Here is a 12,924-nt window from a genome sequence, read left to right as displayed (position 1 = left end):
ATTCACAGAATCATTGAAACATATGCCAATCACTGGAATTACAGATCCTATAATAAGTGATCACAGGGAATATTCGATATAATCCACATACGCATCCCAGGTCCCGTTGTCCGTGGTCACGATCAGCTTGACCTCCTGGTTACCCGTTGCATGTGTAATGTTGGGCAGGGTTTGAACCGTTGGCGCCGTTCCGGTGAAATAAAACGAACCATGTGTTACGCCGCCAATGACCAGATCCACTCTCGCTGTACTGCTATTATTGGAAGCTCCACGAACTGAGAATTGATGAGTTGGGTTGCCAAAGTATTGATTATACGCCACAGCATCCTGATTAGCATATAAGGCTACCCCGTTGAAGGGGGAACTGATCGTTCCCGCATACGGACCACTAATGGTCATACTTTCGGCTTCAACCTTGGTGACCGGATTACTGGATGTGTTGTTGCCAAACTGCCAGTAATCCAGATTAAACAGATTGCCGCTGCCTGTGCCAGTGAACACCAGATACAAGCGGTGTACCCCTGTAGCATTACTAACACTCGTTTGAATTTCGCTCCAATTCTGTGCACCGCCGGTTGGATTCACATTAAGTGTACCCACAAGTGGACCTGTTGCGCTGTCGAGACGAATTTCGATTTTGCCGCCCACCGTGGAAGCTACATTAGCTTTAAATGTGCTTGCGCCTGCAGAACCAAAGTCCACGTTACCCACGGCAATCCAGTCGCCATTATGGATGTTCGTGACATTCTGGTTATTGAACGGCCCACCGATAGCCTGAGTCGCCTCGGTTGTGATTCCGGCTTGCCATCCGATTGTCTCGGCCTCCACCCTGGTGTACGGATTCAGATTGGCTGTCTGCGAGATGCCTGCCAGGTTGCCCTGCACCTCCTGGATCGTGCCATCCGCATTATGCACCAGCTTGTTGATATGCGGCGAACGGTATCCTTTCCCATCGCCCAACTGAGCTTTGCTCACCGTTTGTGCATGGTAGACGGTGTACCACTGGTTGTTGAAATTAAATACAGCGTGGTGATTGTTCCCGCCAACACCGAAGAAGGCATACGGATTTTTCAAAAAATGACCTTTGTACGTAAACGGACCCATAGGACTGTCACTTACCATGTAACCAATCTCTCCTGCCGGATAGGCAGCCGGGTGTGTGCCCGAAAAGTTAATGCAGTACGAGTAATAATATTTACCGTTGTACTTATGAATGCCCGAATCCTCGAACAAATAAGGCGCATCAATGGTGACCGCACTGCCAACGACACTGGTCATATTGTCTCCCAGCCTAAGCACACGTGCCGTTTTGGGGTTCGCAATCGAGGCCGGATCGGAAGTATTCGGTATGCCCCCACCTACATACAGGTATCCTGTACCATCATCATCAACCAGCACTGCCGGGTCAAAAAGCCATGTCACGCCTGACATGCCAGGCGTACTAAGTGTGACCAATGCCTTGCCCAGCGGATCGCTCCAAGGTCCAATTGGTGAATCCGCCGTTAATACACCAATGCCTGATGCACTGTTCGCAAAATAAAGAAAGAACTTGTCCTTTCCTGCTATGCTTTTTTTGGCAACTGCGGGAGCCCAGGAGCCCCAGGCCCACTTGGCAATGCCTTGCCCGTTATTGGCATTATTGCTGCCTGCCACCGGAATGGCCCCGTGATCTGTCCAGTTCACCATGTCGGCAGAGGATATGACATGAACTTTGTTCAGCATGCTGAAGTCATTTTCTTTTACCGTACCATTACTGTTGTAAACATATGAATCACTTGACATGTAAACGTAAACTCTGCCGTTGTGCACCAGCACATAAGGATCGGCTCCCAATTTATGATCCATGAGCGGGTTAGCGTTTCCAGGAATCTTTGCGAGAGGCTGATTGGCAGCATGGGTGAACCCCATAGGCAAACCACTAAATATCAGAACAAATGCCATCAAACATATCAACCCTTTTCGAATCATTCATTTTCCCTCCAATTTGAAATTGAGTTTTTGTTAAAGACGTAAATCCTTGACCACTCACCTCCCTTCTTGCAAAGTGCCTCCTGGAAAAACGTTAGCATGTATGGTTTAAGCCGAGCCTCTCTCAACCTGTTTTGCAAGGTTCTCCATGGCTCAGACATCAACCCTTGAATAAAACTGAAGACTGGAGACTGAAATAAGAGCAAGTTATATAATTACTCCGGTTGTCTAATGCAAACGCTTTCAATATGATGAAATTAAAAACGTTTGTTGCGGAGTTGAAGCAGAACGCAATTATAATGTAATTATTTTCTATATATAGAAAATAATCCTTTAATTAGAGATATCATAACATACTTTATTCAAAATACAACTATTTTTTAAGCGGTATCTTCAACGTTTGGAACTGCGCTCCATGAAGATCGTCTGCCTCTCTTCTCATTTGACCTTTCTCCATTTATGATAGAAATAGTGAGAATAGAAAGAGTGAATCAGTTATGGAGGCTGTGTGATCATGAAGTTTGCTAAACGTATGGAACACTTCAGTGAAGGGATATTTACGCGTTTGCTGGAAATCAAGAGGCAGCGGCTGGAGAACGGAGAACCTGTCATCGATTTAAGTGTAGGCACACCCAATATTCCCCCTGCCCAACATATCATGACGGCTTTATGCGAGGCAGCAGCAGATGCTTCAAACTATACATATGCTGTGAATGATCAGAGCGAATTGCTACAGGCAGTCAGTGAATGGTACAAGCGGCGTTACCATGTTGAACTGAACCCGAAAACCCAAATTTGCTCCTTGCTTGGATCACAGGAAGGCCTTGCCCACATTTCGTTGGCGATTGTTGATGAAGGAGATCTGGTCCTTGTACCCGATCCTTGTTATCCGGTCTTTGCTGATGGACCTCTACTGGCAGGAGCCGAGCTGTATTATATGCCCCAAAAAGAAGAAAACGGATATGTTATTCAACTTCAGGACATTCCCGAAGCTGTTGCGCGCAAAGCAAAATTCATGCTTGTATCCTATCCGAACAATCCGACAACAGCGATGGCACCCGACCAGTTCTATCTGGATCTGATTGAGTTTGCCAAGAAGTATGACATTATCGTTCTCCATGACAATGCATACAGCGAGCTGGTGTTCGATGGGAAAACGTGCGGAAGTTTCCTAGCTTATCCCGGCGCGATGGATGTTGGTATTGAATTCAACTCGTTATCCAAAACCTATGGATTGGCCGGGGCACGGATCGGCTTTTGTGTGGGGAACCCGGATGTGGTATCTGTGCTTAAAAAGCTGAAATCCAACATGGATTACGGCATGTTTCTTCCGATTCAGAAGGCAGCCATTGCTGCAATCACAGGGGATCAGAGTGAAGTTGAGCGAGTCAGAGATATCTACGAGGAGCGCAGAGATGTTCTGTGCGAAGGATTCACCAACCTCGGTTGGCATATCGCCAAACCCGAAGCCACCATGTTCATCTGGAGTCGGATTCCAGACCACTACGATACCTCAGAACAGTTTGCCATGGATTTGGTTACACAAGCGGGTGTAATCGTAACGCCAGGAAGTGCCTTCGGCCCTTCGGGTGAAGGATATGTGAGACTTGCTTTGGTTCAGGATAAAGAGACGTTGCAGCAAGCCATCCTAGCGGTAGATGACAGTGGAATGCTAAGAGAAAAAACAACTAATTCATAACACGAACAAAAAAAGCTCTCAAAGCTCTCATAAGAAAATATCCCCTCAAGGTAAGCAGTGAGAAAAGAGAACATGTCTACATAAACTCAACACTGAAAACCAGAGGGGATATTTTATTTAGGATCGAATGTTTAGGCCGATTTGCGCCAGTTGGAGCGGTACATTAAATAGAGGAAATACGGCGTTCCAATGATCGCTATCAACAACCCGGAAGGAATCTCGGTTGGTGCCATAACGGTCCTTCCGATCGTATCCGCCAGTACCAGCATCACTGCACCGACCAAAGCCGACAGAAACATCGACCGTCTTAATTTGTTTCCCGTCAACAGGCGGACCATATGTGGAGCGATTAGCCCGATAAAACCAACCGTTCCCACACAGGCCACAGCACCTGCGGCAAGCAGAACACCAACAGTCATAGCGAGCAGACGCGTTCGACGAACATTCAAGCCAAGACCTGAAGCACTATTATCGTCGAATACCAACAATTCGAATCTTCGTGCCAGCCACCACGCAAGCGGGATCAAAATCAACAGAAACACTCCAATGATCTTCACTTGATCCCACGTGCGTGCATAGGTACTGCCTGTCAGCCAGATAAAGCCGCTACTGCCGTATACAGCCCCGCGAACGATGAGAACCTGAATGCCTGCGCCTGCAATCGCAGACATGGCGATACCCAGCAATACAACTGCAGAAGGATTGAGACCCTTCTTCCAGGACAGGGAGAATACAATTGCTGCAGTGATTCCTGCGCCAACAATTGCCGCTATGGGCAGCAAGAACACCGGAAGACCAGGCCACAGGATAATGACCATCATGGCACCCAAGCCTGCTCCTGACGACACGCCTACAATGGACGCGTCAGCCAGCGGGTTGCGAACGGCCATCTGAATAAGCACACCGCTGATCGCCAGCGCAGCACCTGCACCTGCGGCGACAAGAGTACGCGGAATGCGAAGCTGCACAATGGCCGAGTATAGCCCATCGGATTGAAACAGGCTTGGCAGAAGATCGGCCATTGGAATGCGCATCCCACCAAACATCGTACTAAGGAGAACCAATGCTAACGTTAGTACCGTAAAGATAATAGCGATAGGGCCGAATGCCCAGCGACGCGAACGTGCTCCTGTACTCATTGAGGTAGACATGCCTGATCCATTTGCAGCCTTCATGCGTGTAAGTACAAGCCAGATCAGCCATGGTGCACCAATGATCGCCATCACGGCCCCTGTCGGCAGCTCCAGACTGGAGTTATGAACCATCTTGGCAAGTACGTCTGCACCGACCAACAGTGCTGCACCCCACAAGAAAACACCAGGCAGTAACCATCGGTTGGAACGAATTCCACTTAATCGAACCAGATGAGGAGCCACCAAACCCACAAAGCCAATTGGCCCAATCACACTGACAATGATCGCAGCCAGCAACACAGCAATAATCAACCCAGTAGCACGGGCCATGCCTACTTTCTGCCCAAGTGAGGAAGCAGTTGATTCATCCAGTTCCAACATATCCCACTGCCGGGACAAAACCAGCGCAACGATTGTAATTCCAATGACCCAAGGCCATGCGTAAATTACACCGCTCCAGTCATTCTGAACAAGCGTTCCGGAGCCCCATAGAAATAATGCCTGCGTTTCCTGAGAGAAGAAAATATGCAGCGCGCTTGTAAAAGAACCTAGCACCATCGATACAATCATGCCGGACAGCGCAAGTCGCACCGGACTTGACGTTCTCCCCCCGCCCATGAAGTAGGCTGCGGCAGCTGCCAGTAATCCGCCGAGTACGGCGAAAAGGAAAGGCGATTGCTGCATCAAACCTGGAAAAAAAATCGTTCCCAACACCACGACAAAATAGGCCCCCGCATTGATGCCGAGTGTGTCCGACGCCGCGAGTGGATTGCGTGTAATCGTCTGTAACAACGAACCGGCAACAGCAAGTGCCCCTCCGGCGAGTATACCGATTACCGTACGTGGCATGCGCAGATCCCAGATCATATTATGTTCCAGTGTGTCCTGTCGGCCCATAAGTGAATCCACAACCGTATGGAGTGGAATTGAAGCTTCTCCATAACACAGGCTTACAAAAAAAAGCACGATGAGAGCGGTTAGACCGCCCCCATAAATGCTTAATGTGCGCCAGTTAAACACTGGTCGGGAATGTTGGACCGAACTCATTGGGTAATCGCCCCGACAACCCCATCAACCAGAACTTTGGACGAGATAGGTCCACCAAACGTCCATGTTGTGCTATCCAGTTGATAAGTGCGTTTATCTTTGACAAAATTCAGACCTTTCCATACTGAATTGTCTTTCATTGCTGTGCCAAAAACGTCATCATCCGGTTGTGTGATGTAGATGAAGTTGCTGTCCTGAACAGCAGGCAGGGATTCGATACCCACCGTTGAGAAGCCATATCCTTCAATCTTGTCAGGCTTCCAGTCGTTAACCAGTCCAACCTTCGCCAACGTGCCAATTACGACAGCGTTATCGGTAAACATGCGAAGACTTGCTGCATTTTGATACGTAAATGCTTGTGTCAGAACATAATGAAATTCCGATTTGTCCGCAGCAGCAAGTTTATCTTTGGCTTCTGTATAATGCTGATCGAGTTCATCAAGTACCTTCTTCGCTTGGTCTTCTTTTCCAAGAGCAACCGCGATATTATTGAACGTTTCCGTCATTTTGTCATAAGTATATCCATCACCTGCATACAGATCATATTCAAGCGTTGGTGCAATGGCATTGAGCTGATCATAGATGTTCGAATTCGAATTCGCGATAATCAGATCCGGCTTCAAAGCTGCAATCGCCTCCAGATTGGGCTCGTCACGTGTTCCCACATCCGTTACCGTGTCATCCAGAGCTGCTTCGGGAGTCACATAGACTTTATAGTTGGCGTTGTCTGCACTACCTACTGGCTGAACACCCAGTGCAACTACATCTTCCGTATATGTCCATTCCAGCGTAACAACTCTCTTAGCCGGTTTGTCCAGTTTGAGCTCTCCACCACTATGCTTAACTGTAACAGGACCTGCTGTCTCTTCAGTCGGTGTGCTGCCGGAAGAAACATTTTCATTTGTATCTGTTGTGCTGTTGGCCTTACCGCAGCCTGTCAGAGCAAGCGCCAAAACCGTCAGCAGTATAAATCCGTTTAAGCTTTTTTTCATATCCTACTTCTCCCCTATTTATATGTATTTATATGATAACAATTATCATTATCACTAATGGATTATCCCGTAGGATTGCCATTTTGTCAATTCAAAAAAGTGATTATTTTTCATTTGCAATATCTTCCCTGTCACAGCATTAACAGAAAAAAATGAAAGAACCCGCATTCAAGGCGGGCCTGGGTCACATGGAGTGTTTTGAAATAATGATAGAATGCAGTGTACAACGTTTTAACTCAACTGCATCGTTGTGATGCACGTATTATCTTCTTCATATGTAGATAGCTGTGTCTCTGCAACCTTCCCATCATGCACCACACGAATGAGGTATGACTTATCTCTGGCTAACCAAAAATCCATAAAACCGTTGGAGCCGGCCTTCATCTCAGCATCCTTCATGAGCGTATTCCCTTCGGAGTCATGGATCGTCACAATGAACTTCTTATTCTTCATTTCGCCCTGACATCCGGTCAAGCTATGAATTGCACAAGGATGAGTCTGATCCACATAGGGTGCAATGGAAAGGAAAAACTCCTTTTCAGGCAAGTCGTAGGTTGTGGTTTGGTTACCTTTATCCGTGACGATTAACTGTGTGGCATTAATGGAGGCCGATTCCGGTTTCTCCTTGCCTGTACTGATGTCTTCTACTAATTTCTTAATATTGGGTGCTTCCGCGTTACCTGCTTCTTCCTTCCCCACAAGGTTTGCAATCAGGACCGTTCCCAGTACAATCACAGCAACAAAACTGGCAATAATCCAAATGGTTTTTTTCATTAAGTCCTCATCTCCTTATCCTTCTTATTTCATTATAAGGGAAAATACACCAACATTTAAGTGAATAAACACATACAGCTGGAATGTAAAGGTTTTGATATAAAAAATCCCGGAATACGACGGTCAACTCATGTTTTGCACGATATAGATGTAGTAAAAATATCATGGCTTATCCCTATGCAATCCTATATAATAATTATAAATTCTGGAAATCATTTTGAGCAATTGAATTCATTATACGTGTCTAACTTATTCTAGCTTGAGGAGCAGGAGGAATTATCATTGAAGTGGCACCGTGTACATAAAGAAAAACCTAATACCATACATTCCATCGACTGGAACGGATTGGTCCCGAAGCATATCGCCATTATGATGGATGGAAATGGAAGATGGGCGACAAGAAAAGGGCTGCCTCGAAGTGCCGGACACTATGCAGGAATGCAGACGATGCGGGAAACGATAAGCATGTGCCATAAAAACGGGATTGCCTCTCTCACGCTGTACGCCTTTTCTACGGAAAACTGGAAAAGGCCCAAGGAAGAGGTCGACTACATCATTAGTCTGGTGGTCGAATTTGTACAGGATACAACCGTTCAGGAACTGAATCAGAATAATATCAAAGTTCATTTTATTGGAGATATCTCAAAATTCCCAGACGAAACACAGGAAGCGATGCGCAAAGTGGTGGAACTAACCCAAACGAACAGCGGGATGGCTGTGTATTTTGCGATGAATTATGGGGGTAAAAACGATATTGTACAAGCGATCAAAACGTACATTGTAGAAAACAATGAAGAAAACAAAGAAACCTCGGAAATCTCAGAGGCGGAATTCGAAAAGTTTTTGTATACCGGACTCAATCCTGCACCCGATCTGCTGATCCGAACCAGTGGGGAGAAACGGTTAAGCAATTTTCTATTATGGCAAGCCGCTTATTCAGAGCTCTGGTTTACGGACGTGATGTGGCCGGATTTCAACGAACAATTGTTATACGAATCCATTCTGGATTATCAGCAGCGCAAGCAAAGGGCATTAGACGATGTAACGCAGTAATTCAACTTTTTATTATATTCACCTGCAAAACGGGGATGGACATCGGCACAGATCAACTCCTCATTAGAAAATCGAATCCACACATAATCATCATATAACACGCCATGGGTTTGTTGTACAATCTCCGAAGCTACATAATCTCTCAAACCCAATGATTGCAAAATTTTATCGGCATGGTGTCTGGTGCGAGGGAAACATCTTGATTCAAATTAATCACTGAAAAAAGCCCGACACATGTTCGAGAAATTATTCTCAACACGGGTCGGACTTCTTACTATTACTTCACGTTCTACACATGCTGATCTACAGGGTAGAAATAGCTTTGTTTTTCTCAAAGAACCTTGCGTTATGGGACGACACCCCTGCCATATCGGAAGCGGTCGGCTCCAGATAGAGCTTGGCGCTGTTTACTGCGAGTACGGCATCATTAAATGCACCAGCAATCAGACGGACTTTGCTTCCATAGGTAATGAAATCACCTGCTCCGAATATCCCCGGCTGACTTGTGCACATTCGCGGATCAACCGAGATACCGTAATCTTCACGTTCCAATCCCCAATGGACCAGGTTACCAAAATCACGATCGTATCCATGACTTACAACCACTTCATCCACTTCAATCGGCAGGACTTCCCCATTGTCTACGTGGGCGAGTTCAACTCGGCCTATTTTATCTCCTGTACCATATAAGCGAGAGATGCTGTAAGGGGTTAGGACTTGGGCAAAAGCTTTCATCTGGGCAACAGGCAGCTCATGTGCTGTAAAATCCTGTCGTCTGTGCACCACGATGACCTCCTGCGCCAATCCCTCCATCTCATTCGCCCAATCTATTGCTGAATCCCCGCCTCCAGAGATCAGCACACGCTTATCCTTGAATCTGGACAGATCTGTAATGGTATAGTGCAGGTTCGTCAGCTCATACCGATTCGCACCTTCAATATCCAGCTTCTGAACCTGGGTCATGCCTCTGCCTGCACATAACAAGATCGTACGCGTGTAATGACGTTCCCCTGTCTTTGAGGTGAGTACAAACACTTGATCATCGCGTCGTTCCATCTGAGCAATTTCCTGGCCGAATACAATGGTTGGATCGAAGGTTCTTGCCTGTCTTTCCAGGGAATCGATCAATTTCTCACAACGAATCGGATCAACTCCACCTACATCCCAGACCAGTTTCTCCGGGTACGTGCGCATAAATCCGCCCAATTCCTCTTTGGCTTCAATGATTTTGGTACGCATGGCTCTCATCCCGCTGTAAAATGCAGCATACATTCCCGCAGGTCCGCCACCAACGATCGTTATATCGTAAATGTCCAATTGCTGCTCCGCTCCAGTATTCATCTAGGGCACCAACTTTCCAACGACATAATCCAACAACTTGGCCGACCCAATCGGACCTACACCTGTTACAAAATCACTCGTTTTCAGCGGAAAGACATGATTGTCTTTCACTGCATTCAGACTCGCCCACACTTTGCTTTCTTTCAGATTATCCATGGATTCCTTCGTATCATAGCCTTTTAGCGTCCTGTCCTCTAGAAAAATATAATCCGGGTTCATTTCCGGCAAAAATTCCAGGGAAAACTGGCTAAACCAGTCGGTAGAGTCTTTGATGACTTCAGGGCTGTTCAGACCCAAGGTTTCATAGAAAAAGACACTGCTGCTTCCTCCTTTGGGACCCATGAAACGGTAACGATTGTGCTCCACTCGAAGAACCAGTACGGTTTTGTCGCCGATGGCCTGAGCGATTTTCTCCTGTGCTTGCTTCGCCTTCTCATCAAATTTAGCCAGCACTTTGGCAGATTCCTCTGTCTTGTCAAAGATAGCAGCCAGCTTCGGCATGGCAATCTGCATTTCACTGTTGGAATCCAGAGCCACCGTTGGAGCAATCTTGGATAGTTCATCATATACGCCTTGTTCCATACCTTCGCCCGCGCTAACAATCATATCTGGTGACAACGTCAGCAATTGTTCATAATTATATTGATATTGTTCCGCTTCAATCATTTGGACCCCGTGTTCCTCAAAATACGACGCACGATATTCCGGTTCAATCTCCGGAACAAATATAACCATCTGCGGTGTAACGCCCATCTCAATCAAGTACTCGGCATAGATGGAGTCCAGTACAAGCATATTTTGAGGATTCGTAGGAATCGTCACCTCTCCAAACTGATCCCGAACAACCTTCGTCTCATTTTTCTCTGTCGTTTTTGCTGAACCTTCCACTTCTTTATCAGAAGAACCGGAACAGGCGGAGAGCACCAAACTTAGTGCCAACAGCACCACTCCAAAACCCTTAAACCTTCGTGACATGATCTACTCGCCCCTTATGCAATATATTGATAATGATAATTATTATCAAATACTAGCAAATAGGAAGCGTTCCTTCCATAGGAGATGGTGCGTATTCAGTTGGATTATTGTGCTCTACCATACATTGCTGACCAGACTATTCACTATTTCATTCAAAATCATTTGGTGTCCCATAATTCCACGGCCATCCACCCACAGGCGAGTATCCACGAAAAATACCCTGTTGTTTTTTACAGCCTTCAAGTCATTCCATTGGAAGCTCTCCACTAACTTCTTCATATTTTCTTCAGCACTAAAGTGCTGCATGACTCGTTGCTCCACAAACAGGTAATCGGGATTGGCTTTGGCCAACAAGTCGAGTGAGCAAGGATTAAACCACGCCTCCCCTGCTTGCAGCGGCTGTGGCAGAGTTAAACGGAGCTGTTCGTACAGTAAATGGGATACCCCATTAGAATGACCACCCAAATATCGATAACCAAACGGTTCTACCCTCAGCACCATCACGGTAGAGGAAGATTGGACAAAATGCTGCAGTTGCTGCTGTGCTGTGCTTACTTCCATTTTCATCTGCATATGAAGTTTATGGGCTGTATCTTCTCGGTGAAACAAACCAGCCAGTTGATAGAGCAGAGTCTCCACATCGTTATTTAAACCAGTTATGATGGGTGCAATTGTGCGCAGCCTTTGCTTGATCTCTTCTGTGCAAAAATTTCCCACAATCCATTCGGGCTGAACTTGCCGAATCTGTTCCACATCCAGCTCATATTGCGACACTTCCAGCATCTTCACCTGATACATTTCAAATAGATCATGTTGATGTTCAGGCAAAAGCAAGGGAGTTACCACAACGGCATGTGGATTAATCCCCAAGTGAATCAATACTTCCGCACAAAGCGGGGAAAGACATACGATTTTACGCTGGGGAAACGTTTGTGCATAATTTCTCGGGGACACACCCGTTAACTGTTTGAAACGACGACTGAAATAATGAGCATCCTCGAATCCGGTCTTCTTCGCAATGTCCTGAGATGTTGCCGTTGTTAACAACAGCTCCTCTTGAGCACGATAGATTCGATAATGAGCCAGATAATCCAGAGGCGGCTTTCCATAACGCTCACTGAATTTGCGGGAATAATGCCAGGGACTGATGCCTGCGATCTCAGCCAATTGCTTTCGTGTGATAACCTGTTCATAATGCTGCTGCATGTAATCCACAGAACGAAGAACGCCTTGTTCAACTGTCGGCTCCTCTTCCATCAACTCACGGTATACATGTTGCAGCAGTTCATACACCAGATGCTGATTTCTAACCCGGATGGCATTGGGATCAGGAGAACCCTCTTCATTCCAATGTTGGCTAAGACTCACCAGTGTGCCACCGGTTAATTCTACTTTTTGATACGTGTCTCCTGACGGTACATGCCATTCATATTTCTCCACTTCATTCCGGTCAGGGAACATCGCGTATGTATCGAACTGAACAAGCCATCCGGCCAGATCCAGATTACCACCCTCAATCACTTCAATCACAGAGTTTTCTTGCACAGCAATTAACTCTCCATAAGCTACCTGGACCCTCTGACCATTAATATTCCAGATCGCTTTCCCGTCGAGAATAAGTAGTAAGGCATGACTTGAAAAGTGATGCAGCTTGCCCCCAGTCATCCATGGGTCTGTCAGTGGCTTAGTTGATTTCCATTGAGCCATCCACTCTAAGTTATTGGGCATTTTGTTATCCTTTCTTAATGGGTTTAGATTCATTCCGTTTCTTACATTGTATAATGGAATGCATTTCACCGTAATGATGCAAAACTCAAATCGGATATATCCTATTCGAATTAGCTTACAAAACGAATGAGATTCGCCAGACGCGGAGATTCTACCTATGGAGTTCATCAAATTGATAAAGTTTCACTGATTCTTAGGCGCCTGCAAGGTTATA

Annotated in this window: 9 protein-coding genes; 2 read left to right on the top strand and 7 right to left on the bottom strand. The window is 46.2% G+C overall.

Annotated features, from left to right (window positions below):
* Window positions 1-60 precede the first annotated feature (60 nt).
* A complete protein-coding gene (locus tag BMW94_RS08595) occupies window positions 61-1,968 on the bottom strand; it encodes a carbohydrate-binding protein (RefSeq protein WP_090997005.1) in 1,908 nt (635 codons plus the stop codon).
* 514 nt (window positions 1,969-2,482) lie between these two features.
* Between BMW94_RS08595 and BMW94_RS08585 the strand changes: the two genes are divergently transcribed.
* Window positions 2,483-3,667 carry an aminotransferase class I/II-fold pyridoxal phosphate-dependent enzyme gene (locus BMW94_RS08585; RefSeq protein WP_090996999.1) on the top strand — a complete coding sequence of 395 codons (1,185 nt, stop codon included), beginning with the start codon at window positions 2,483-2,485 and terminating at the stop codon, window positions 3,665-3,667.
* A gap of 131 nt (window positions 3,668-3,798) precedes the next feature.
* Here BMW94_RS08585 and BMW94_RS08580 read toward each other — a convergent pair whose 3' ends face one another.
* From BMW94_RS08580 to BMW94_RS08570, 3 genes are all read right to left on the bottom strand, one after another.
* The gene (locus BMW94_RS08580) at window positions 3,799-5,847 is read right to left on the bottom strand and encodes an iron ABC transporter permease (RefSeq protein ID WP_090996994.1); all 2,049 of its coding nucleotides are present in this window, start codon (window positions 5,845-5,847) and stop codon (window positions 3,799-3,801) included.
* Window positions 5,844-6,839, bottom strand: coding sequence for an ABC transporter substrate-binding protein (locus BMW94_RS08575; protein ID WP_090996991.1), 996 nt, complete (start codon window positions 6,837-6,839; stop codon window positions 5,844-5,846). The genes BMW94_RS08580 and BMW94_RS08575 overlap by 4 nt, the downstream gene beginning before the upstream one ends.
* A gap of 231 nt (window positions 6,840-7,070) precedes the next feature.
* Window positions 7,071-7,613: a CueP family metal-binding protein gene (locus BMW94_RS08570; RefSeq protein WP_090996989.1), complete on the bottom strand. Its 543-nt coding sequence runs from the start codon at window positions 7,611-7,613 to the stop codon at window positions 7,071-7,073.
* A 282-nt stretch (window positions 7,614-7,895) separates the two neighbouring features.
* On the opposite strand from BMW94_RS08570, the gene BMW94_RS08565 reads away from it, so the two are divergent.
* Window positions 7,896-8,666 (top strand): isoprenyl transferase, encoded by a 771-nt coding sequence (locus BMW94_RS08565; RefSeq protein WP_090996986.1) that lies wholly within the window; start codon window positions 7,896-7,898, stop codon window positions 8,664-8,666.
* Window positions 8,667-8,969: 303 nt separating this feature from the next.
* On the opposite strand, the gene BMW94_RS08560 is transcribed toward BMW94_RS08565, so the two are convergent.
* From BMW94_RS08560 to BMW94_RS08550, 3 genes are all read right to left on the bottom strand, one after another.
* Window positions 8,970-10,007, bottom strand: coding sequence for an NAD(P)/FAD-dependent oxidoreductase (locus BMW94_RS08560; RefSeq protein ID WP_090996983.1), 1,038 nt, complete (start codon window positions 10,005-10,007; stop codon window positions 8,970-8,972).
* A complete protein-coding gene (locus BMW94_RS08555; protein WP_090996980.1) occupies window positions 10,008-10,982 on the bottom strand; it encodes an ABC transporter substrate-binding protein in 975 nt (324 codons plus the stop codon). It abuts the gene before it with no gap.
* A 114-nt stretch (window positions 10,983-11,096) separates the two neighbouring features.
* On the bottom strand, window positions 11,097-12,710 hold the full coding sequence (locus tag BMW94_RS08550; protein ID WP_090996977.1) for a helix-turn-helix domain-containing protein: 1,614 nt from the start codon (window positions 12,708-12,710) through the stop codon (window positions 11,097-11,099).
* Between the last annotated feature and the right edge of the window lie 214 nt (window positions 12,711-12,924).

The sequence above is a fragment of the Paenibacillus sp. OK003 genome (assembly GCF_900109515.1).
In the GTDB taxonomy this organism is placed as follows: domain Bacteria; phylum Bacillota; class Bacilli; order Paenibacillales; family Paenibacillaceae; genus Paenibacillus; species Paenibacillus marchantiae.
The sequence above is the reverse complement of the archived record's forward strand: the minus strand, read 5'-3'. Positions and strand labels throughout refer to the sequence as shown.

Excerpts from the sequence above, each read along its gene's own strand:
- BMW94_RS08595 (WP_090997005.1), bottom strand. The coding sequence starts at position 1,968 with ATGATTCGAAAAGGGTTGATATGTTTGATGGCATTTGTTCTGATATTT.
- BMW94_RS08585 (WP_090996999.1), top strand. The coding sequence starts at position 2,483 with ATGAAGTTTGCTAAACGTATGGAACACTTCAGTGAAGGGATATTTACG.
- BMW94_RS08580 (WP_090996994.1), bottom strand. The coding sequence starts at position 5,847 with ATGAGTTCGGTCCAACATTCCCGACCAGTGTTTAACTGGCGCACATTA.
- BMW94_RS08575 (WP_090996991.1), bottom strand. The coding sequence starts at position 6,839 with ATGAAAAAAAGCTTAAACGGATTTATACTGCTGACGGTTTTGGCGCTT.
- BMW94_RS08570 (WP_090996989.1), bottom strand. The coding sequence starts at position 7,613 with ATGAAAAAAACCATTTGGATTATTGCCAGTTTTGTTGCTGTGATTGTA.
- BMW94_RS08560 (WP_090996983.1), bottom strand. The coding sequence starts at position 10,007 with ATGAATACTGGAGCGGAGCAGCAATTGGACATTTACGATATAACGATC.
- BMW94_RS08555 (WP_090996980.1), bottom strand. The coding sequence starts at position 10,982 with ATGTCACGAAGGTTTAAGGGTTTTGGAGTGGTGCTGTTGGCACTAAGT.
- BMW94_RS08550 (WP_090996977.1), bottom strand. The coding sequence starts at position 12,710 with ATGCCCAATAACTTAGAGTGGATGGCTCAATGGAAATCAACTAAGCCA.